At 62.6% G+C, this 21676-nt stretch carries 18 protein-coding genes; 10 read left to right on the forward strand and 8 right to left on the reverse strand.

What is annotated here, in order from left to right:
• Positions 1–94: 94 nt before the first annotated feature.
• Both QM716_RS18520 and bar read right to left on the reverse strand, forming a co-directional pair.
• Positions 95–1573 carry an amidase gene (locus tag QM716_RS18520; RefSeq protein WP_283305498.1) on the reverse strand — a complete coding sequence of 493 codons (1479 nt, stop codon included), beginning with the start codon at positions 1571–1573 and terminating at the stop codon, positions 95–97.
• A 156-nt stretch (positions 1574–1729) separates the two neighbouring features.
• Positions 1730–2839: a barbiturase gene (gene bar / locus QM716_RS18525; protein WP_283305500.1), complete on the reverse strand. Its 1110-nt coding sequence runs from the start codon at positions 2837–2839 to the stop codon at positions 1730–1732.
• A gap of 224 nt (positions 2840–3063) precedes the next feature.
• On the opposite strand from bar, the gene upp reads away from it, so the two are divergent.
• From upp to QM716_RS18545, 4 genes are all read left to right on the forward strand, one after another.
• Complete coding sequence (gene upp / locus QM716_RS18530) at positions 3064–3687, forward strand: uracil phosphoribosyltransferase (RefSeq protein WP_283305501.1); 624 nt, start codon at positions 3064–3066, stop codon at positions 3685–3687.
• 92 nt (positions 3688–3779) lie between these two features.
• Positions 3780–5477, forward strand: coding sequence for a PucR family transcriptional regulator (locus QM716_RS18535; RefSeq protein ID WP_283305502.1), 1698 nt, complete (start codon positions 3780–3782; stop codon positions 5475–5477).
• 269 nt (positions 5478–5746) lie between these two features.
• Complete coding sequence (locus QM716_RS18540; protein WP_283305504.1) at positions 5747–6985, forward strand: CaiB/BaiF CoA transferase family protein; 1239 nt, start codon at positions 5747–5749, stop codon at positions 6983–6985.
• Entirely contained in the window at positions 6982–8493 is a 1512-nt protein-coding gene (locus QM716_RS18545; protein WP_283305506.1) for a carboxyl transferase domain-containing protein, read from the forward strand. The genes QM716_RS18540 and QM716_RS18545 overlap by 4 nt, the downstream gene beginning before the upstream one ends.
• A gap of 87 nt (positions 8494–8580) precedes the next feature.
• On the opposite strand, the gene QM716_RS18550 is transcribed toward QM716_RS18545, so the two are convergent.
• From QM716_RS18550 to QM716_RS18560, 3 genes are all read right to left on the reverse strand, one after another.
• Complete coding sequence (locus tag QM716_RS18550; RefSeq protein ID WP_283305508.1) at positions 8581–10035, reverse strand: uracil-xanthine permease family protein; 1455 nt, start codon at positions 10033–10035, stop codon at positions 8581–8583.
• 148 nt (positions 10036–10183) lie between these two features.
• Entirely contained in the window at positions 10184–11827 is a 1644-nt protein-coding gene (locus QM716_RS18555) for a PucR family transcriptional regulator (RefSeq protein ID WP_283305509.1), read from the reverse strand.
• A 102-nt stretch (positions 11828–11929) separates the two neighbouring features.
• Positions 11930–13045, reverse strand: coding sequence for an XdhC family protein (locus QM716_RS18560; RefSeq protein WP_283305510.1), 1116 nt, complete (start codon positions 13043–13045; stop codon positions 11930–11932).
• Between the two features lie 283 nt (positions 13046–13328).
• Between QM716_RS18560 and QM716_RS18565 the strand changes: the two genes are divergently transcribed.
• Genes QM716_RS18565 through QM716_RS18575 form a run of 3 tightly spaced genes read left to right on the forward strand, consistent with a single transcriptional unit; the run spans position 13329 to position 15875 of the window.
• Positions 13329–14516, forward strand: coding sequence for a CaiB/BaiF CoA transferase family protein (locus tag QM716_RS18565; RefSeq protein WP_283305512.1), 1188 nt, complete (start codon positions 13329–13331; stop codon positions 14514–14516).
• Between the two features lie 43 nt (positions 14517–14559).
• Positions 14560–15219 carry a TetR/AcrR family transcriptional regulator gene (locus QM716_RS18570; RefSeq protein ID WP_283305513.1) on the forward strand — a complete coding sequence of 220 codons (660 nt, stop codon included), beginning with the start codon at positions 14560–14562 and terminating at the stop codon, positions 15217–15219.
• Positions 15216–15875: an enoyl-CoA hydratase-related protein gene (locus QM716_RS18575; protein WP_283305514.1), complete on the forward strand. Its 660-nt coding sequence runs from the start codon at positions 15216–15218 to the stop codon at positions 15873–15875. Before QM716_RS18570 ends, QM716_RS18575 begins: the two co-directional genes overlap by 4 nt.
• On the opposite strand, the gene QM716_RS18580 is transcribed toward QM716_RS18575, so the two are convergent.
• The gene (locus tag QM716_RS18580; RefSeq protein ID WP_283305515.1) at positions 15843–16385 is read right to left on the reverse strand and encodes an ATP-binding protein; all 543 of its coding nucleotides are present in this window, start codon (positions 16383–16385) and stop codon (positions 15843–15845) included. The two genes, QM716_RS18575 and QM716_RS18580, sit on opposite strands and share 33 nt — an antisense overlap.
• A gap of 115 nt (positions 16386–16500) precedes the next feature.
• Here QM716_RS18580 and QM716_RS18585 point away from each other — a divergent pair, with 115 nt between their 5' ends.
• A complete protein-coding gene (locus QM716_RS18585) occupies positions 16501–17232 on the forward strand; it encodes an oxygen-binding di-iron domain-containing protein (protein ID WP_283305516.1) in 732 nt (243 codons plus the stop codon).
• Here the strand turns inward: QM716_RS18585 and QM716_RS18590 are convergent.
• Positions 17224–18615 carry an amidase gene (locus QM716_RS18590; RefSeq protein WP_283305518.1) on the reverse strand — a complete coding sequence of 464 codons (1392 nt, stop codon included), beginning with the start codon at positions 18613–18615 and terminating at the stop codon, positions 17224–17226. The genes QM716_RS18585 and QM716_RS18590 overlap by 9 nt on opposite strands.
• Positions 18616–18765: 150 nt before the next feature.
• On the reverse strand, positions 18766–19077 hold the full coding sequence (locus QM716_RS18595; RefSeq protein ID WP_007735219.1) for an ArsR/SmtB family transcription factor: 312 nt from the start codon (positions 19075–19077) through the stop codon (positions 18766–18768).
• A 91-nt stretch (positions 19078–19168) separates the two neighbouring features.
• On the opposite strand from QM716_RS18595, the gene QM716_RS18600 reads away from it, so the two are divergent.
• Both QM716_RS18600 and QM716_RS18605 read left to right on the forward strand, forming a co-directional pair.
• Positions 19169–20227, forward strand: coding sequence for an SDR family oxidoreductase (locus tag QM716_RS18600; protein WP_283305519.1), 1059 nt, complete (start codon positions 19169–19171; stop codon positions 20225–20227).
• Between the two features lie 142 nt (positions 20228–20369).
• Positions 20370–21668, forward strand: coding sequence for a T3SS (YopN, CesT) and YbjN peptide-binding chaperone 1 (locus QM716_RS18605; protein ID WP_283305520.1), 1299 nt, complete (start codon positions 20370–20372; stop codon positions 21666–21668).
• Positions 21669–21676 lie beyond the last annotated feature (8 nt).

The following is a 21676-nucleotide window of genomic DNA, read 5'->3' on the forward strand; positions in this document are numbered from 1 at the left end:
GTTCTTCTCCACAGCGCCCATGTCCGCGAACCCGTGCCACAATGCCGAAGCCATCGTCGTTCTCTCCCAACTGGATACGTCCGAAATAGATAAGTCAGTTCACGCGGAGCGCGGGCGGAAGCACCCGCTCGACCCACTTGGTTGCCTGCTCGAACGCGTAGGAGAGTTGGAGAACGTCCAAGTCGGCGCCGTGCCGACCGATGATCTGGATACCCATGGGAAGCGAACGATCATCGAAGCCGACCGGCATCCCCGCGACCGGAACCCCGGCCATCGTCCAGGGAACAACCGTCTCCATCCACCGGTGATACGTGTCCATCGACCGGCCGTCGACGACCTCGGGCCAGTGAGTGTTCTTGTCGAAAGCAAACACCTGGGCACTGGGCGCGAGAATGTAGTCGTAGGTTTCGAACATCTTGGTAATGGCCGACAGCCAGCCGTTGCGAGCCTCCGCGGCCTTGGTCACGTCGAGAGCCGAGAGTGTGACCGCGTGCTCGAGTTCCCACAACAGTTCGGGCTTCATCAACTCGCGCATGCTCGGATCGTTGTACTGATCGATCAAGCCGAGCTGTGCCCACCAACGCCATCGCAAGAACAGTTGCCAGATGTCCTCGGGTTTGAAATCGGGAAGTGCTGCCTCGACGTGGCACCCCAACTGTTCGAAGACCTCGAACGAGGATTCGCACAACTCGAGGACTCCAGGTTCCGTCGCCAGATAACCGTTCCAATCACCGACCCATGCAATCCGAGAGCCCTTCAGATCACGGGCGAGGCTCTCGGTGAATACAGCGGGATCCTCACGAATCCCCAACGGTGCATAGGCATCCGGCCCCGCCATGGTGGAGAGCAGGTGAGCCACGTCGGTGACGGTTCGGCCCATCGGGCCCACAACCGCGCCCTGCGCAATGAATCCCGTCTCCGGCACGCGGCCCCAGGAAGGTCGAAATCCCACGACATTGTTGAACGCCGAGGGGTTTCGGAGCGAGCCCATGTAATCGCTTCCGTCCGCCAACGGAAGCATTCGGAGCGCCAACGACGCTGCGGCGCCTCCACTGCTACCGCCGGCCGTGCGCGAAGTGTCGTACGGCGACACCGTAGTACCCCACACCGGGTTATATGTCTGGGAGCCGAGCCCGAACTCCGGCGTATTGGTCTTGCCTATCACGATGGCGCCGGCAGACTTGATCCGCTTGACGAACAGTTCATCCTCTTCGGCGATTCGATCCGCGAACATCGGCGACCCGGACGTGAACGGCAGACCCTTTGCCGCCGAAAGATCCTTCACCGCATGCGGAAACCCGTGCATCCAACCAAGATATTGCCCATTCGCCAACTGCGAATCACGCTCGCGCGCCTCAGCCGTCAACGCTTCCCGATCCCGCAATGCAACAATCGCGTTCACTGCCGGGTTATGTATTTCGATCTGGTCGAGGAATCTGTCCATAACCTCGACACATGACACTTCACGCCGGCGTATCAGACCACTGAGAGTTACCGCATCGGCCATGACGAGATCGCCACTCTCAGCCACACCGGAATCGCTCTCGTCGACAGGGTCAGCAGCATGAACCATCGTGAATCCTTTCAAGCAGTGAAGTGGGGTGCGCCGGGGGAAATCTCGACCTGGGACATACACCGGGCGGACGCGCCGCCACCGGCAACCGATTCGAAGCGCGAATTGCCGGTGGCGGCGTGCCACTGTCGAAGTTTCCAGCGAGGATCTTGCTGGCTACTGACCGAGATCGACGATGGCAGCGACAGGGCCGCCGCCCTCGGGACCCTGGTGCGCGGCCGACACCGACACGAACACCGCAGGATCACCGGTGACAGCTGCCGTGACGCCACCTACACACGACTTGATCTGGCGGTGCCAGTGCACGTCGGAGTCGTCGAGCATCGCATTGCGACGACCGCGGACCGTTCCGTCCTGACTGGCCTCGCACTTCAAGAACACGTTGACGAGTTGACCATTCAGGTCGCTCGAGTGCGGCCGCTCCGGAAGTTCGAGTCCGGCGTCACGGATCGCCGCCCAGATGCCGTCCTGGTCGAGAGCATCCTTCATCACGCTGTGCCCGATGCGGTAGCGTCCGCCGACGCCACGTGCATTGCCGACGACGACGATCTGGGCGCGGTCCAACTCGACGCCGGACGAGCAGGATGCAACAGAGGAGAAGAGCTCGCGGCTGTGCATGACATCCTCGTCGGTCGGCATGTCGATTTCGCCGAGCGCGACCGCGATCCCGAGAGCCGTACCGCCGTTGGACAGGTCCATCGATTCGTGAGTCTGTTCGGTCCATACCGTCTTGCCGCGGCTCTTGGCGTCACGGATGGTGTGAATGGTCAGCAACGGAGTCTTGGTCTGTACGTAGTGCACGTCGGCAGGATCGGTGATGCCAGCGTTGGCCATTGCATCTTTCACTGCCGCAGCCACTTTGGTGATCATCGCCGTACGGCCGATGTCCTCGGGCAGCAACTGCTCACTCATGGCAACACCCACGGTCAGTCGCGGCTCGTCGGTCTTGGTGACCTTGTCTGCCGGCACGGTCGCGAAGATCGTCGCGTGCGGGCTGATCACGCCGTCCGTTCCGCCTGACCAGACGATCGGCACCTGCGCCACCTCTTCGAGGCTGCGATTGCCCTTGGCGGAGAGAACCTCTCGAAACGCTCGGTCCGCGATGATGCGCGTGTAGTCGTTGACGCCGCCGTTACCCTCGGTTTTGCCGATGACTGCAATGACACGGTCGGCTTCGAGGACGCCGTCGTCGATCAGCTTGGCGAGCTCACTGGCGTCGGAGACGCTGTGGAGCGGAACCTTACGGACCTCGATTGCTTCGGGCATTGGCATCTCCTTGTATAGGGAATCGTGGAGGCAAAATTGGGCCTTGACAGCTCCGCGCGTCCAGTCCAGCCGAGCGGTTCGGAACTGCCATGCCGACCACGCTATGACGACTCGAACCCTTCGGCATCGTCAATACTTGCCCAAACGAAAACCGTGATTGGTTATTTCGACTCCGGATTCACCGGTTGTGCGCCGCCCCATCGGTTCTCACTTACGATTCGACCATGGACACCACTGTTGTCGACCACCCGCTGGCGGCATCTCTGCTCACGACCATGCGCGACGCTCGCAGCGACAACGCAACATTTCGGTCCGCCCTGCGCAGACTCACGCACATGTTGGTCTACGAGGCCACACGCGGCGCAGAAGTGGAACAGTTCGACATCGAGACGCCAGTTGCTCCGACGCAGGGAGTGCGACTGTCGAATCCACCGCTCCTGGTACCGGTCTTGCGTGCCGGCCTCGGCATGGTCGAACAAGCGAGCGCCCTCATTCCGCAGGCAGGAGTCGGTTTCGTGGGAATGGCGCGAGACGAGAAGACACACCAGCCGGTTCCGTACCTGGAGTCCCTGCCCGCTGATTTGTCGGGCACCCCCGTCTACGTCCTCGATCCGATGTTGGCAACCGGCGGATCCATCATCCGCACAATCGATCTGCTCATTGCACGCGGAGCAACCGACGTGACTGCAATTTGCGTCGTCGTGGCCCCGGAAGGGATCGAAGCATTGAAGAACTCCGGACATCCGGTCCGACTCCTCACCGCGAGCATCGACGACGGCCTGAACGAAAATGCGTTCCTGGTACCTGGACTCGGAGACGCCGGCGATCGTCAATTCGGGCCACGATAGTTAACAGACATACGGAGAACCACTCATTTCGAGAGGATATTTTCGTCAACTGTTGACAATGTTCACTGTGTGATCGAGCGTAGTCTCGCGACATGGATAGATCTGCCAAATATTCGAGCGAAGAGCTTCAACATTTGCCAGAAGGTGGCGACTACAGACTGACGGTTCGGGATGTCCTCGAGCTGCCCAGTCTGCGTGGAGCCGAAGTCCTTGCCGGGCACGGGGGCTTGCGGCACCTCGTCCAGTCGGTGAACGTGATGGAAGTTCCGGACATCCTGGCTTGGGTGAAGCCGAACGAACTGTTGGTGACAACCGGGTTCCCGCTGCGCTACGGGCGGACCGGAGAGCTTCTCGACGACACCGATCTCAGTGACCTCGTCGACGGTCTTGCACGTCGAGGAGTCGCGGCACTTGCCGTGAAAACGGGCCGTTATCTCGACGAACTGCCGGAGGCGATGCTGCACATGGCGGAGCAGCGAGGCCTGCCGCTATTGGTTCTTCCCGTCACCGCAGGATTCGACGAGGTGATCTCGGAGGTCTTCACCAAGTTGGTGGCGAAGCAGTCCGCGGCACTCGACATCGCCGATCGACTTCACCGCTCGTTGACGTCGATCGTCTTGGAAGGTGGCGATCTACCTCAGATTGCCGCAGAATTCGCCGCGCTTTTCGACGTCAGCGTTCTGATCTGCTCGCCGGACGGAAGGGTATTGACCGAGGCCGGGGATTCAGCCGCACTGAACGCGCTTCCGTTGTTCGAAAGCACCGGTCGGTTCTTGACCGAGCGGGTCGCTGTCGGTTTACAGAACGCACCCAAGGGATTTCCCGGTCAGTTGGCGCTCACCCGAGTGGTGGCCGGCGGCACCGACCACGGCCGAATGGTGGCGTACGCCGGTACCCACGAACTCGGCGCAGTTGTCGTACAAGCGTTGGAGCGAGCGGCCACCGTTGCTGCGCTGGCCGTCACCAAGCAGCTGGCAGTTGCGGCAGTGGAATCCAAATTTCGCGGCGACTTTCTCCGCGACGCACTGATCGGCGAAGCCGGCTCGCCGGCGGAAGTGAGCGCGCACTTCACCCAGTTGGGGTGGGACGTTACTCGTCCCCTTGCCGTTGTGGTTGCAGAACTCGATGTCGACCACCCGGAATCCCAGCACGCGAATTCCACTCGCACAGACCAAGATCGACTCAGTGACGGCTGGCAACAAGTGGTGCGTACCCACGAGCGGACGGCACCGTCCGTCGGGTTTCGACACGAGGTGGTCACGCTTTTCCCGACCAGCACCGACCGCGCAGTTCGGGACATCGAAGGGGTGGTGCGCAAGGTTGCCGGCGATCGCACCAGCGGCCGCCGCTCCTTCAGCACAGGAGTGAGCCGGGTGATCTACTCCCTGGCCGACCTTCCTGCAGCCTACGACCAAGCCTGCACAGCCGTAGTCGTCGGCCGACGCATCAACGGGCCGGGGCGGATAGCGCACTTCGACGAACTCGGCGTACACCGACTCCTCTCGCTCCAGACAGACAAGAGCGAACTGCGTTCGTTCACCGATGACGTTCTGAAGTCGCTGTCGGCGGACAACGCCGAAGCCGCAGACTTGCGTCTCACACTCCAGACTCTGCTCGACTGCAATTGCAATGTCGCCGAAGCGTCCCGGGCACTGCATATGCATTACAACACTTTGCGATACAGAATCGGGAAGCTGGAGAGCGTCGTCGGATCGTTCACCGACGACCCAGTCCTCCGGTTGAACGTCTCACTCGCCCTGCAAGTCATGAAGATGCACGAGATGAGCTGACAGAGCGCCCCGATTAAGGTTCGACACAACCGTAATCGCGCCATGCGGTGAACGTTCGTCACTTCTTACCCACCACTGATACCCGTCATCGGCAAGGTTACCCATGTGCCGTTCACCGGTGCCCGCTTACGGTTCGAAAGACGGGCCGCACATACCTCCTTCAGTGGCCCTGGCCGGTTTCTCGGTCCAGCGGACCGGAGTCGACCGAACTACGGAGGCCTCAACCACCAACTGGCTCAGCCAATTACACCAGAACACGGCGGTGCGACATGAACTCGACTTCGAAGCCTCACAACACAAGTGCTCGTAGTGGTCCACTACACGACGTGATAGTCGTCGACCTCACGCGCGCACTCGCGGGTCCTCACGCGGCAATGATGCTCGGCGATCTGGGTGCCGACGTGATCAAGGTCGAATCACCTCACGGCGGCGACGACACCCGAGGGTGGGGCCCGCCGTTTGTGGAACCTCCGTTGGAAGCACCGTCGGAACCACCGAACACACAACGGGAATCGACGTATTTCCTGTCCACGAACCGGAACAAGAAGTCGATCACGCTCGATCTCAAATCCGACAGCGGGCGAGCGACCCTCGAAGATCTCGTCTGCCGCGCCGATGTTCTCATGGAGAACTTCCGCACCGGAGTGCTCGATCGACTCGGATTCTCCACCGAGCGACTGGCCGAACTCAATCCTCGACTGATCGTCCTGTCCATCAGCGGTTTCGGCCACGACGGTCCGGAAGGCGGTCGCGCCGGCTACGACCAGATCGCCCAGGGTGAAGCCGGACTCATGTCGCTGACCGGATCGAATCCGGACGACGTCCAAAGGGTCGGAGTTCCGATCGCCGATCTTCTCGCCGGGATGTACGGGGCCTTCGGCGTCGTCGCGGCCTTGAAGGAACGCGAGCAGACGGGGAGAGGCCGCGTTGTTCGAACGTCGCTCTTGGCCAGCGTGGTCGGTGTTCACGCGTTTCAGGGAACGAAGTGGACCGTCGCCGGCGAGGTAGGCACAGCGCAAGGCAACCACCATCCCTCCATTGCACCGTACGGGCTCTTTCGTACCGGCGATGGCGCAGTACAGATTTCGGTCGGCAGCGAGAGCCTGTGGAGAAGATTCTGCGAAGGGTTCGACCTCGATCCTGACGCCCCGGGTATGGCAACAAACGCCGAACGCGTCGAGAATCATTACCAGGTCGTCGAATTGATCGAACGTACATTCAAACCGTACTCGCGTGACGAGCTTCTGACCGAACTCGACCGCATCGGAATACCGGCAGGACGGGTTCGGACGATCTCCGAGGTGTACGAATGGGAGCAGACCCGATCACAGGGATTGCTCGTCGATGTCGACCACAGCACGCTCGGCAACATCACTCTGCCCGGTCCGCCGCTGCGATTCTTCGATCCGGACGGAACCGAAGTGACGGAGACCCGCCACACGGCACCGCCGGTACTCGGTGAAGACACTGACGAAGTCATGTCGTGGCTACAAGGATTCACCCGATGAACCGCCTGACGGCTCGCGACATGCTCGACCTGGTGATCGATGCCGGCACCTGGGAGTCGTGGGATACCCCTCCGATACCCGTCGCGACCGACTCCGACTACACCGAAGCACTTCTTCGGGCCCAGGAGAAGACCGGGCTCGACGAGTCCGTTCTGACGGGCAGCGCCTCCGTCAGAGGCCGCCGAGTGGCAATCATCGTCTGCGAGTTCGGTTTTCTCGGCGGATCGATCGGCGTAGCCGCTGGCGAACGCCTAGTCATCGCCATCCGACGCGCCACGCAGGAGCACTTGCCCGTTCTTGCGCTTCCTACGTCCGGGGGAACGCGCATGCAAGAGGGGACGACGGCGTTTTTGCAGATGGTCAAGATCACCGCGGCACTCATCAAGCACAAAGAAGCGCACCTGCCCTACATCGTCTATCTCCGAAACCCCACCACCGGAGGCGTATTCGCATCCTGGGGATCACTCGGCCACGTGACGATCGCGGAACCGGGAGCCCTGGTCGGATTCCTCGGCCCCCGAGTGTTCGAGGCCTTGTACAACTCACCTTTCCCTGCCGGTGTCCAGACAGCCGAAAACCTTCACGAGCACGGACTCATCGATGCGGTGAGGCCGCCAGACCAGCTCGCCGAAATCGTCGAACGCGCATTGCGCATCATCACCGGGGCGCGTCGTGGGTACTCACTGCCCAGTGACCCGTGCTCGTACGACTGCCCACCCGATACGTCGGCGTGGGAATCCGTCGTCGCATCCCGACGCGAAGACCGCCCTGGGATTCGTGAAGTGCTGCTCAATTCCGCTTCGGACATGCTCCCGCTCAACGGAACCGGCCAGGGTGAGAACGATCCCGGCATCATGCTCGCACTCGTTCGCTTCGGCGACATGCCCTGCGTCCTTCTCGGACAGGACCGACGCGGGCAGACTCCTCACTCTCCACTCGGCCCCGGCGCTCTGCGGGAAGCTCGGCGAGGAATGCGGCTGGCCGCAGAACTCGACCTGCCGTTGGTGACGATCATCGACACGGCGGGCGCGGCACTGTCGAAGGAAGCCGAAGAAGGTGGATTGGCCGGCGAGATCGCTCGGTGCATAGCCGACATGATTTCACTCGAGGTCCCCACCATTTCCCTCCTGCTCGGGCAGGGCACCGGCGGCGGCGCCCTGGCACTGATTCCGGCCGATCGAGTGCTGGCGGCCCACCACGGTTGGCTCTCGCCCTTACCTCCCGAAGGTGCGAGCGCAATCATGTTCCACGACATCACGCACGCTCCGGACATGGCTGCCAGTCAAGGGATACGATCCTTCGATCTGCTTGCGGGCGGCATCGTCGATCGGGTCATCCCCGAATTTCCCGATGCCGCAGACGAATCCGCCGCATTCTGCACACGCATCGGAGCGGTACTGCACTACGAGCTGAGCGTGCTCACCGCTACCGATGCGACTGAACGGCTCATCACCCGCACCGAACGCATCGATCGTATCGGCCTGGTCGAGGCCAGCACCCCCGCCTGATCGTTCAGTACCCAGAACACCGGAAAGGCCGGACATCCTCCAAGGAGGATGTCCGGCCTTCGTCAATCGAGCACACTCAGCCGAACGTCACGTGAGCTGCGGGGCGGGTTCTTCCCGATCGCCGCCGGGAGCCTTCGAATCAGGCTTGTTCGGTTCGGGATTCTTCGCATTCAGTTCTGGATTTTTCGCATTCAGTTCTGGATTTTTCGAACCGATGAACTGGCACAGGTGGTACATCCCGATCACGACGATGGTGCCGAGCGCGATGCCGCTGAGTGAGAACGTGTCACTGAACTTCAGAGCCGTGTCGCCGATACCGATGATGAGGCCGGCCGCGATCGGCATGAGGTTGAGCGGATTCCCGAAGTCGACACCGTTCTCCTTCCAGATCTTGGCGCCGAGAAGGCCGATCATGCCGTAGAGCACCACGGTGATTCCGCCGAGAACGCCGCCGGGCGTCGCCGAGATGACGGCTCCGAACTTGGGGGAGAAGCCGAGCATCATGGCGACGATGCCGGCAACCGCATAGGCGGCGGTGGAGTACACCCGGGTCGCTGCCATGACACCGATGTTCTCGGCGTACGTCGTGGTGGGCGAACCACCGACGCTGCTGGCGATAGCGGTGGCGAACCCGTCGCCGGCGAGCGCACGTCCCATGTACGGGTCGAGATCGTCCCCGGTCATCTCGGCCACGGCCTTGACGTGGCCAGCGTTCTCCGCGATCAATGCGATGACACCCGGAAGGACCAGGATGATGAATGTCAGGCTGAAGGACGGGGCGTGGATGCCGACGATTCCGTTGGCTTCGTCCGAGAACGGGGGCAGCCCGAACCACGACGCCGAGTGCACCGAATCCCAGTTGACGCGGAAATGCTCGGTGATTTCACCGGTGCCGGCGTCGTACGAGGTGATCGTGCCCGAGACGCGGTCGAGGATCCAGGAGAGGGCGTAGCCGAAGATCAGCGCCAGGAAGATGGCGATGCGGGCCATGAAGCCGCGTAGCGCGATACTCATGACGATCAGGGCCACCATGACGATCATGGCCACCCACTGGTCCTGCGGCCAGTACAGCCCCGCGACGACGGGTGCCAGGTTGAATCCGATCAGCATCACCACTGCGCCGGTCACCACTGGCGGAAGAACCTTGAAGACGACCCGGCCGCCGAGGAAGTGGATCGCGATACCGATGGCCGCCAGGACGAGTCCGGACACCAGGATCGCCCCGGTCACCTCTGCGGACGTTCCGCCTTGGGCACGAATGGCGGCGATACCACCGACAAAAGCCGCCGACGTTCCGAGGTAGCTGGGAATGCGTCCCTTGACCACCAACAGGAAGAAGAGGGTACAGAAACCCGACATCATCACGGCAAGTTGAGGATTGAGGCCCATGATGATCGGGAACACGAACGTCGCTCCGAACATCGACACCACGTGCTGGCTGCCCAGCCCGATGGTTCTTCCCCAACTGAGCCGCTCGCCCGGCGCGACCACTTCACCCGGTCTGATGTTCTTTCCATCTCCGTGCAACGTCCAAATCGGCATGATGGGACCTTTCGTGCAGAGGAAGGTGTCCGAACGCTGAGTGTGCTCCAGCTCACAAAACACCGTGACTGGAGTGAAACGCTATTACAGCGCGGGGGTGTGGACGTGATGACAATCTGCCAGAACCCACCGACCCGGATTGGCAATATTAGTGATTGATGCCGCGCATCGCGGTTATCTTCAGTGCTAGAGACAGATCCAGCCGGAGTTCGGGTTGTGCTGTGAAGGGTCCCAGCATTTTCTCCAGCTTAACGACCCTGTAACGCAGTGTGTTGTAATGGAAGTGGAGCTTGCGCGCCGTCTCGGCAATGTTGATGTTGGTCGCGAGCAAGACTTCCAATGTCTTGCGCATGTCCTGCGCTTCGGCAGTTTCCTCCGTCAGTTCCCGCAGCGTCTCGCGGGCGAACGTCTCCAGCTCGTTTTCGTCCTCGACCAAACTGAGCAGTCTGTACACGCCCAGATCGTCGAACTGAGTCACCGTCCACGGACCGGAAATCCGCCGGCCGACGGTCAGTGCGGTGCGCGCCTGGCTGTAGAGCGCAGGCACGGCTTCGATCGCAGCTGTCGGCCTGGACACCCCGACACTGAACGGCCTTCTCCCGCCGCCACCTTCACCACGAACGACCGTGACGAGGTCCCGCACCAATGCCATCGTGTCGGTGCCGACACCCATCACGATCACCGTCTCGCCTGTCAGCGCGGTCACCGCCGCACCGGGATCACGGTGAGCGATCGCGCCGGAGAACGCCATCGCCTGACGATCGACGACGGGCAGCCGAGCGGGCGCCGCGGAGGTCGGTTCGTCCACCGGGTCCGGTTCGATCGAGACGATCACCAGCGGGCGGTCGAAGTCCCACCCGAACGTCTTGGCGTGGGAGACAACGTGATCGTGGTCCCCGGCCCGGCCGAGGAGCAGGTCGTGAACGAAGTTGGCGCGATGGCGTTCCTCCACCGACGCCACGGCCTGTTCGCGGGTGATGACCAAGGCGCACACCGAAGCGGCACGCTCGACCAGGTACTGGTCGTAACTCGTCATCACGCGCTCACCGGTGAACAACGCGAGACGCCCGTGGTCGATGTGATTGGCGGAAATCGCGGACACCGCGATGAATTGACCGTCGAACTCGTGCAGACCCAACCCGCCCTCGACAGTGTCGGTCCGCAGACGACCGGTGGAATCGACGGCCGGGCAGGCTGACAGATGCTTGCGCTCCGCGGCATCCCCGGCGCGGCAGATCTCGCGGCCGTCCGAGGTGGTCACCAGAGCCGCGCCCTTCATCTCGCGCGCGATGACTTCGGTCAACTGCGGGAGTCCGCCGCCGCCCATCACGACGTCGACCAGTAGCCGCCGCAACCGCTCGGCCCCGAACATGGCGTCGATCTGCGCCGACTCCGTCTGATCACGGTCCCGCGCCGCGGGGTGATCGCATGCGCCGTGAAAAACCAAAAGCGGAAAGTCGGCGCCCTCGGCTGCGTCGACCAGTTCCGGTGCGAGAGTGTCCCCGTCGGCACTGAATTGGACGGCGAGCGCTGCAACTCCGCGCGTCGACAACCGTCCGACAAATGCTTTGAAGGGTTCGGTGACCCGGGCGAGGGTTTCCGGGGTGGTGATCAGCAACTGCCCGCGTCGTAGCCACGGCCCGATGTCCGGAACCGCCATGAATCCCACCCGCGCAACCGTCGGATCCTCGCAGCCGCCGGCAACCTTTCGAACACCAGGAAGGAGTGGGGTTCGAAGAAGTTCGGAGAGAACAGCATTCACCTCGGATGCCGGTACGGCCGGGTTTGCCACTTGGCAGGCACCTCGATTTCATTCGGATCACGGAAGATGGTTCACGAAAGAAACGATCCTATCCCCACCGAACACAAGATGTCCGAATTCAGCGCAGTCGACTCAGGCCGTTCGATGCAGGGCGGTCGGATTCTCCTGAGGTGGCGGGTGGATCGGCCCCTGCAGATCCCGCAGTTCCAAACCGGAGGCATTGCGCAGGGTCTTGGTCATCTCGGCCAGGATCGACACTGCGGTCTCCTCCGGCGTCCTGGCGCCGAGATCCAACCCGATCGGCGAGTGCAGACGCCCCAACTCGGCGTCGGTGACGCCACGTTCCTTCAACAGCGCCACCCGACGCTCGTGCGTCGCACGACTTCCCATCGCGCCCACGTAAGCAGCGTCCGAACGCAGCGCGATCTCGAGCAACGGGATGTCGAACTTCTCGTCGTGAGTGAGCACGGCGAGGACGGTTCGGTTGTCGATCGGGGCGGTTTCGAGGAACTTGTGTGGCCACATCACGACCAGATCGTGGGCGTCGGGAAAGCGTGCACGTGTCGCGAAGACCGGCCGTGCGTCCACGACGGTCACTCGGTAACCCGCAAAGGCGCCCAACGTACACATCGATGCCGCAAAGTCGATGGCCCCGAACACGTACATCCGCGGTAGTGGCGCGAAGATCTCGACCAACAGGTCGTGCTGTGAATCGATGAGAGTTCCCGCCGGTGAGACAAAAGCTACGGACTCACCGGTCTCCATCGTGCGCAGCAGGATGGAGACTTCTTCCTGCGTGGCATCCAGATCCCCGCTGCGGCGTCCGTGCTCGACGACGAGGTGCCGCGCCGGCGCTCCCGGACGCACTTCGGTGACCACGACGACGGGCGTATCCGCCTCGATCCGTTCACAGACCTGACCGAACTCGGCGAAACCTGCTCCGACGGCCTGGACAAACACTTCGATGGTTCCGCCGCAGGTCAGACCTACTCCGATGGCGTCGTCGTCGGAGACGCTGAAGACCTCGACGCGGCTGGTGCCGTCGGCGAGAACCTCCTGGGCGATCTCGTACAGGGCACTCTCGATGCACCCGCCCGAGACGCTTCCGACCACCTCACCGGAGCGCGAGACGGCCATCGAAGCACCGGGCATGCGTGGTGAGGATCGCCAGGTACGGACAACCGTCGCCAGTGCAAAATCCTCGCCGCGGGCGTGCCACTGCGCCAGCTGAGTGGAAATGTCGCGCATCGCCTCGCCTCCCGCTTGCATTGCCGTCCGTAGAGAGTTCACGGTATCGGCCCACCGCAATCCTTCCTGTCACACAATGCGCCTAAATCCGGGCCCTGCAGTTGTGCAATGTCGCCGTCGCATCACCTTGCGCTCTCGACCAGTGTTGTCACCGAGCCCAGCCGAAAGCAGGCCTGACCTTCATTCTTCCCCTCTCCGACGATCACTGCAGCGGTAACTCACGCAGATGGTGCCGACGGATCGAGTGGGCGACGTTGCACACCACAGAACCGAGGTTTCTCCGATGGACCAATTACTCAGCGGTATCAAAGTTCTCGACCTCACCCGTGCTCTCGCGGGGCCTCTGTGCACGTCACTACTCTCCGACTTCGGCGCCGACGTGGTCAAGGTCGAAACCCGTGGCTCCGGCGACAGTTCGCGTCAGTGGCCGCCGTTCGACGGCGATCAAAGCCTCTACTTCGCTTCCGTGAACCGCGGCAAACGGTCGATCGCCATCGACATGCGCAGTGAACGCGGACGGAAACTGCTCCGCAGCCTCGCCCTCGACGCGGATGTGCTGGTCGAGAACTTCCGTCCGGGAGTGCTGGCCGACATGGGGCTCGATCCTGATTCGCTCGAGCAGGAGAATCCGGGGCTCGTCGTGATGAGCATCAGTGGTTTCGGCCCGGTGGGCCCGGATCAGTTCGCGCCCGGACTCGACCAGGTGGCCCAGGGGATGTCCGGGCTGATGTCGGTCACCGGCGCCGGGGAACAGACCCCGATGCGGGTCGGTATCCCCATCATCGACACCGTCTCGGGCATCTACGCTGCGCTGGGAATCACAGCGGCACTGGCCTCGCGCGGACGCGACGGTCGTGGGCACCGCGTGCAGACCTCGTTGCTGGAATCCGCGATCTCGATCATGACCTTCCAGGCGCAGGACTACCTGAGCACCGGACGCGTTGCGACGCCGAACGGCAATACGCACCCGACGATCACGCCGTACGGCGCTTTCGACACCGCGGACTTCCCGATCAACATCGCCACCGGCTCGGACAAGCACTGGATCGCGCTGTGCTCGGTTATCGGCGACCCCGACCTCGCCTTCCGTGCCGAATATGCCACCGGTAAGGAACGTTTGGCACACCGAGACCAACTGACGAAAGAACTCGAGGACCTACTGACCACAAAAGGCGCGGCGCAGTGGATCGCCGAGATCCGCGGTGCCGGAATCCCCTGCGGCCCGATCCATTCGATCGATCAGGTGTTCTCCGACCCGCAGGTCGAGGCATTGCAGATGGTCGAGCAGACACACAGTGCCGACGGGACGTCGATTCCCGTTGTCCGCGGGCCGTTCTGGGTGGACGGCAAGACTCTTCCCGTCAGGAATGCACCACCCATGACTCTCGGCGGTGACGCCGACGACGTACTCGCCGACTTCGGCCTGCGTCCGGAGGAGATCGAAGACCTTCGCGCGAATTCGGTGATCTGACCACACACCAGTAACAGAGCAGACGCTCTGTTACTGTGCGTTCATGCCTCGGCCACGCGTTCACGACCTCGACACGCTGCTCGACGCTGCCGAAAAACTTGCCGCCACTGCCGGGCCGAGTGCTGTCACCGTCCGGGCTGTCTCCGAATCCACCGGTGTGTCCAACGGAGCGATCTACCACGCATTCGGCTCTCGCAGTGGACTGGTCGGTAGCGCGTGGCTGCGTGCCGCGCAGCGATTTCTCGCGCTTCAGCAATCGAGAGTGGACGGCGCACTCGCCGACCCGTCGCCAACTTCGGCGGTTTCCGCCGTCGTCGCAGCAGCCGAAGTTCCCGCTGTCTTCGCTCTCGACTACCCACAATCCGCGTTGCTGCTGCTGACGATCCAGCGCGACGAACTGCTCGGCACCGACGTCCCTGCCGACATCACCGAGCAACTCACACAACTCGACCGGTCTCTGGTCGAGTTGTTCATCCGGTTGTCGACCGCGCTCTGGGGCCGCAAAGACGGCCGAGCCGTCGAGGCAATCGAGGCCTGCGTTGTCGGCCTGCCTACCGGACTGCTCATTCACCCGGCCAAACGCGCCGACGGTTGGCGAGCCCCCGACGCAGCAGCACGCGCGCGGTTGGATGCCGCCGTTCGAGCGGTTCTACATCTTGACCCACCACTCCCCAAGTCCCGCAACAGGAAAGGCCAATCATGACCGCAACTCTTCGCTTCGAAGACAAGATCGCCGTTCTCGATCTCGGCGAGGACGAAAATCGTTTCTCCCCGGATTGGCTCGATTCCGTCGACAAGCTGCTCGACCAGGCTCTGAGCGAAGGCGTGCATGCCCTGGTCACCACGGCGACAGGCAAGTTCTACTCCAACGGACTCGACCTCGACTGGCTGGGCGCGAACAGCGACAAGGCAAATTGGTATGTGCAGCAAGTGCAGTCGCTGTTCGCTCGAATACTGACGTTCCCCATGCCCACCGTCGCTGCGATCAACGGCCACGCCTTCGGAGCGGGCGCAATGCTCGGTATCGCGCACGATTACCGCGTCATGCGCGATGATCGCGGCTACTACTGTTTCCCGGAGGTGGACATCAACATCCCTTTCACCGAAGGAATGGCAGCTCTCATCCAGGCCAAACTCAGCCCGGCAGCGGCGATCGTCGCCATGACCACGGGTAGGCGATACGGCGGAAGTGACGCATTCGCAGCCGGTTTGGTGGACTTCACCGCACCCGTCGACGCCCTGACTACCAAGGCGATCGAATTGGTTGCACCGATCGGCCCGAAGAACCCGGGCACACTGGGTGCCATCAAGTCGACGATGTTCGCTTCAGTGGTCACTGCCCTGAGCACTGAGCAGTAGCGCTGGACAGCGTTCCCGCAGAGCGGCTTCCAAGTCGTCGGCGACACTTTCAGGATCGCGCCCTTCGGTGCTGAGAACCACGTCGACCCCGCCGAGCGACGGCATCGAACCGGCCAGCAGTTGTGACGCCTCCACCAATTCGTCCAACCCGGCCCAGCCCGCCGGTTCACGCTCGATGATTCTGGTGCGCAACGTATCCTGATCAGCCTCGAGGCGTGCCAGCAGGTGCCCCTCGGCGCCGGTCCCGGCCAGCAGGGCGCGCCCGTAGTCGTCGTCTTCGACGGTCGCTGTGAGGAACAGGAGTTCGTACCCCGCTTCCCGGTACGACGCACACAGCATCCCGACGTGTGCGATTGCCCGTTCGGTCCCCAGCGGCGGGTAGCAGCACTCGAGTTCGTCCACCTCGATCATCGCGTTGCTCACGCCGGCCTCACCGAGTCGATCGTGAAGTGCGGTCAGCACGGAACTCTTCCCCGCGCCAGGCGGGCCTGTCAGTAGTAGTACGAACACGTCCTCAACTATTGCAGAGCCGTGAGCATGTCCAGAACCTTGTGCAGGCGCGGGGCGGCGAGAAGGCTGGAGAGGACAGCTTGACGAGTACTACAGCCCTGATCGGAGCACAGCGATGACCACCACGATCACCGAAATCGCGCCGGACATCTATCGACTGTCGACGTTTGTGGCCGAAGCGAACCTCACGATGAACCAGTTTGTCGTCGACGGCGAGGAACCTCTGCTCTTCCACACCGGGCAGAGAGCGTTGTTCACCTCGGCTTCCGACGCACTCTCGACGTTGATCGACATCGACCGCCTGAAATGGATCACGTTCGGTCACGTCGAGGCCGACGAGTGCGGATCCATGAACTCCTGGCTTGCGGCAGCCCCCGAAGCGCAAGTGGCCCACGGCGCGATGGGGTGCTTCGTTCAGGTCAACGACCTGGCCGATCGCGCGCCGCTTCCCTTGCAGGACGGCGATGTACTCGAAACCGGGAGCCGCCGAGTTCGCCACATCGACACCCCGCACGTCCCGCACGGTTGGGACGCGGGCCTGATGTTCGAGGAGACTACGTCCACGCTGTTCTGCGGAGATCTCTTCACCGCATTCGGGCACCACCCGGCGACCACCGAGCACGAAATCGTCGGTCCCGCTTTGGAAGCCGAGGACTTGGGCCACGCCACCTGCCTCACCCCGGATCTCGAACCCACGATCCGTGCCCTGGCCGACCTCGAGCCGCGGATTCTGGCCACCATGCACGCACCGACGTACTACGGCGACTGCGTCACCACGCTTCACGATCTCGCCGACTCGTACGCAGCACGTTTCGCAGCCGAAACCGAAAGATGGAAGTCAGACTAAGGCCTGCGCGTTCGACGTGATTCGCGCCGCCACGGACAGCGCAACATGCTCGCGGAACGGCCGCGCCACCACCTGCACCCCGATCGGTAAACCGTTGCGGGAGAGCCCTATCGGAACCACCACCGACGGCAGACCGAGCACACTGATCGCCCGGCAACTCGCGAGCGCATCCATCCATGTGAGTTCGCGACCACCCACCTCGAAGCTCTCCACACCGAGCGTCGGAGCGAGCACCGACGCAACCGGCAGAATCAGGACGTCGCCCATCTCGCCGAGGAATTCGCTGATCAACACCGCACGATCCGCCCAGAGCGCTTCCACTTCGGCGGAACTCCGATCATGCACTGCCGCAAGCATGGCGGTGATGTCCGCGTCGAAAGAATGCGCTGAACCTTCGGCGAGAGAATGAATGTCCGCGTGAGTCTCGACCGATCGCAACGCACCGAAAAGCGTGTTAGCCCGCGACAGGGCCAGACCGTCGTACTCGCTCGCGTCCAGACTGATCGCCGCCGTCCGAACCGCCGCCAGGATTTTTTCGTCGACGGGCATGGTTCCCTCGCCGGGCGCCCAGCGGATGTCGAGGTCGTCGACGTCGACCGAGGCAGGCTCGGTCCACGCGAGATGCGGCATCGACAGAACGCGCAGCGCAAGCGCCGCATCACCGAGGTTGCGGGCCAGTGGGCCGATGGTCTGGATCGTGCCGTGCATCGTTGTGGGGTTGGCGAGCAACCGCCCATCCGAAAGCACGCCTGGATACTGACCTTCCGGATCGACACGTCCGAGCGTCGGGCGAACCGAAGTGAGCCCGGTGCAGTGGGCGGGCCAACGCACCGAACCACCAAAATCCGTACCGAGTCCGAGCACGCTCATTCCGGCAGCAACCGACGCGGACTCGCCGCCACTCGATCCACCGGGGGACCGGACGACGCCGTCCGGTCGCACCGGACTGGCCGTGGTTCCGAACAGTTCGTTTCGAGTCAGGCCGCACGCGCCGAATTCCGGGGTGTTGGTCTTGCCGATCAGAATTGCGCCGGCAGCCTTGAACGCCGCAACGGCCGGGGCGTCGACGGTCGGGACGTTGTCCGCAAGAGTGCGAGAACCCGCAGTGGTGCGCACGCCGGCAGTGGCGATCAGGTCCTTGACCGTGAACGGAACCCCGGCAAGGGGGCCGATCGTCTCGCCGAGAAGGCGTCGCTCGTCCAGGGCGTCCGAGGCCGCGCGAGCCTCCTCGGTGCACACGGTGACCAGTGCGTTGAGTTCGCCGTTGCATTCGTCGACCCGTGCGAGATGGTGTTCGACGACGGTCCGCGCCGACACCTGACCCGACTGCACGGACTCGGCGATGGATCGAGCATCGCGGCCCACCCAGCTCTCACGACTCATCGCACGCCTTTCCTCGCCAGACTCCTCTGCCGAGCGTAAAGACAGCGAGTGAGTCGAGAAACGACCACAGTGCACATACCGACGGCTCCGGCGATGTGAGGTTTTGCCACAACGTCTGCAGCCCTGGAGGGATCGGTCAGGTGATGGTATCTACAAACCCTGCCTGATGAATGCAGCAAGCTTCTCGATCTGTTGCTCGTTTCGTTTGTAGTGCCTCCACTGGCCGATTCGTGTGGTGGTCACCAGATCCGCAGCCTGGAGTGCGGCCATGTACTGAGACGCAGTCGATTGCGATACCTTCGCCCGCGCCTGAATGTGCTTGAGGCACACTCCGACCTCCTCGGCAGGCTCGAGCTGAGGGGGAAAGCTTCCCGGGTCTTTCAACCACTGCAGGATTTGCACACGCATCGGGTTGGCCAGCGCCTTGAACGCCGTTTCCCACTCGGTTGTTGCGTCTTCCATGTGCGTGAGCATACCGCTAGATCGCGAAATCCCGATATATGTGGTTCACTTCTCATATCGCAACATCGCGATATGCCAATGGGAGGTTGGAATGGTGCAGCACGACAAAGTGGCACTCGTGGTCGGAGCCCGAGGTGTGATCGGTGGAAACTTGATCGATCACCTCGAGTCGACCGGCGAATGGAAGATCATCGGGCTCTCGCGCCGAGGCGGCACGGACACCGACCGGGTCGAACACATCGCAGTCGACCTGCTCGATCCTTCCCAGACCGCGGCAGCGCTGAGCGGACTGGACGCCGTCACCCACGTCTTCTACGCCGCCTATCAAGACCGCCCGACGTGGGCCGAGCTCGTTCCGCCCAACCTGGCGATGCTGGTCAACACTCTCGACGCAATCGAACCCGTTGCCGGCGGACTCGAGCACGTCAGCCTGATGCAGGGCTACAAGGTTTACGGGGCACATCTCGGACCGTTCAAAACTCCCGCTCGTGAGAGCGATCCACCGCACATGCCACCCGAGTTCAACGTCGACCAACAGCAGTTCCTCGAACGCAGGCAGCTCGGCAAGGCATGGACGTGGTCGGCGATCAGACCCTCCGTGGTCTCCGGATTCGCATTGGGAAACCCGATGAACCTCGCGATGGTCATCGCCGTCTACGCAACCATCTCGAAGAAGCTGGGTGTCCCTCTCCGATTCCCCGGCAAACCCGGCGCCTACACCAGCTTGATCGAAATGACCGACGCCGGACTCCTGGCCGAAGCAACGGTCTGGGCCGCTACCAATCCCGAGTGCGCAAATCAGGCATTCAACATCAACAACGGCGACCTGTTCCGCTGGCAGGAAATGTGGCCGAAGATCGCAGCCTTCTTCGACATGGACGTCGCACCTCCGCTCCCGATGTCCCTCGATGTCGCAATGGCGGACAAGGAGTCGGTGTGGGATGAACTCGTCGAGGAACATCATCTTGCTCGGACCCCGTATTCCGATGTCTCGTCCTGGGGGTTCGGTGACTTCGTATTCGGATGGGACTACGACTTTTTCGCTGACGGATCCAAAGCTCGGCGGTTCGGATTCCACCGCCACGTCGACACCGAAGCGATGTTCCTGGACATCTTCGCCAATCTGCAAGCTCGGAAGATAATCCCCTGACCAGGAACACGGTCACGTCGGAGCCTATGAACATCGGCACTGTCGGACCCCACGACTAACGTCGTAGGCGCGGTTTGAAAAGCAGGGGTTTCGGCGAGTCGTCGGGTAGGGCCCCATGCACCCCCGGACCAGAGGAGCGACGATGTCGGACAATACTTTCGATCTGGAAATCCTGAGTGCCTGGACTACTTTCGAGACTCATCTCGCTCGCTACATCTCCGTGATGGAGGACGACGACACCCTCGTGGTGGAGTCGCATTACGACAGCATGGACGAACTGGCCGACGCACCCGCATGCATCCAGTTCTTCGCGTGGAACCAGACCTCCGTGCGCTGCGAAGTTCCGTCCAACAGGTTTCTGCATCCCCTGCGGATGCTCGAACCGGAAGACCACACAACGTTGCTCGACATGGGGTTCAACGCTCCGGACCTGTGCGAGCACGAACCCGAGGGCAACGGGTCCATGTCCTTCTACATCGACGTCGACCGCGCTCAACCCGAGGAACTGGTGACGAAGGTACTGCGCGTCTTCCGCGAGATGTGGAGCATTGCGCACCCGTCGTTCCTGCGCGCCAGCACCAGTGGGCGCGAGTCGACGCCGGCCTTCGCCACGACGCCGTCGCACGCTCCCTCGGGTTCGGGCGACATGCTGCGGATCCTGGTCGACGGGGCCGTCGAACGCCTCCTCGGTCATCCACCCAAGCGTGACGACGACGGCGACATCCCGTTGGTCCGCGGTGAGCAGGTCACCTATGTGCGCGTCCTCGAGGACGACGAGTACGTGGAGGTGTTCTCGCGGGTCGTGCATTCGGTCGAGAACCTCGACAACGCTGCTGTTGTTCTTGCACAGCTCAATCGGCAGTGGCCGACCATCAAGCTCATTCTCGTCGAACAGAGTGTGCTCGGCGTGGTCCGCGTGGACGGTGCACCCTTCGTCGCCGAGCACCTGCTGCGGGCTCTGCGCTCGTTTGCAGAGTTGGCCGAAGCATCGGACGAACTCGCCGAAGAACTGGGCGGGCAACCCATCCGCGCAACTGGAGACACCGCCCTCAACGACGGGATGGCCTCCGAGCACGAAGATCCCGGTGCCGAATACGAGTCACACGAGTGCCACGAATTTCCCCCGGCACTCATGGCCCTCCTCGAACTCGACGCCGACGGAACGGGTGAGCTCAGCGCCGAAGAGGTTGCCGTGATCTGTGAGCACGACCGCGACACCATTCTCGACTACCTGCGGATCAGTCAGGAGCAGGAGACGGCGTGGCACGAGGCGTTGACCGAGTCCATTCGGCGCAAGGACGACGACACCGACCTGTGTGCGGGCGAGAAGCGCGCCTGGACGCACGCGATCCGCAACCTCAGGCGCGGACTGCGCGTCGTCGTGCTTCCCGCCAAGGACGCGGCGCCGACGCAACTCGGCCTCTTCGACGATCAGGCCTGAGAGCCGGA

Origin of the sequence: Rhodococcus sp. IEGM 1409, assembly GCF_030056735.1 — a bacterium.
Lineage (GTDB): Bacteria > Actinomycetota > Actinomycetes > Mycobacteriales > Mycobacteriaceae > Rhodococcus_F.

What these genes read in the sequence shown, in the direction of transcription:
- QM716_RS18520 (WP_283305498.1), bottom strand. Translation starts at nt 1,573, where the DNA reads ATGGTTCATGCTGCTGACCCTGTCGACGAGAGCGATTCCGGTGTGGCT.
- bar (WP_283305500.1), bottom strand. Translation starts at nt 2,839, where the DNA reads ATGCCCGAAGCAATCGAGGTCCGTAAGGTTCCGCTCCACAGCGTCTCC.
- upp (WP_283305501.1), top strand. Translation starts at nt 3,064, where the DNA reads ATGGACACCACTGTTGTCGACCACCCGCTGGCGGCATCTCTGCTCACG.
- QM716_RS18535 (WP_283305502.1), top strand. Translation starts at nt 3,780, where the DNA reads ATGGATAGATCTGCCAAATATTCGAGCGAAGAGCTTCAACATTTGCCA.
- QM716_RS18540 (WP_283305504.1), top strand. Translation starts at nt 5,747, where the DNA reads ATGAACTCGACTTCGAAGCCTCACAACACAAGTGCTCGTAGTGGTCCA.
- QM716_RS18545 (WP_283305506.1), top strand. Translation starts at nt 6,982, where the DNA reads ATGAACCGCCTGACGGCTCGCGACATGCTCGACCTGGTGATCGATGCC.
- QM716_RS18550 (WP_283305508.1), bottom strand. Translation starts at nt 10,035, where the DNA reads ATGCCGATTTGGACGTTGCACGGAGATGGAAAGAACATCAGACCGGGT.
- QM716_RS18560 (WP_283305510.1), bottom strand. Translation starts at nt 13,045, where the DNA reads ATGCGCGACATTTCCACTCAGCTGGCGCAGTGGCACGCCCGCGGCGAG.
- QM716_RS18565 (WP_283305512.1), top strand. Translation starts at nt 13,329, where the DNA reads ATGGACCAATTACTCAGCGGTATCAAAGTTCTCGACCTCACCCGTGCT.
- QM716_RS18570 (WP_283305513.1), top strand. Translation starts at nt 14,560, where the DNA reads ATGCCTCGGCCACGCGTTCACGACCTCGACACGCTGCTCGACGCTGCC.
- QM716_RS18575 (WP_283305514.1), top strand. Translation starts at nt 15,216, where the DNA reads ATGACCGCAACTCTTCGCTTCGAAGACAAGATCGCCGTTCTCGATCTC.
- QM716_RS18585 (WP_283305516.1), top strand. Translation starts at nt 16,501, where the DNA reads ATGACCACCACGATCACCGAAATCGCGCCGGACATCTATCGACTGTCG.
- QM716_RS18590 (WP_283305518.1), bottom strand. Translation starts at nt 18,615, where the DNA reads ATGAGTCGTGAGAGCTGGGTGGGCCGCGATGCTCGATCCATCGCCGAG.
- QM716_RS18595 (WP_007735219.1), bottom strand. Translation starts at nt 19,077, where the DNA reads ATGGAAGACGCAACAACCGAGTGGGAAACGGCGTTCAAGGCGCTGGCC.
- QM716_RS18600 (WP_283305519.1), top strand. Translation starts at nt 19,169, where the DNA reads ATGGTGCAGCACGACAAAGTGGCACTCGTGGTCGGAGCCCGAGGTGTG.
- QM716_RS18605 (WP_283305520.1), top strand. Translation starts at nt 20,370, where the DNA reads ATGTCGGACAATACTTTCGATCTGGAAATCCTGAGTGCCTGGACTACT.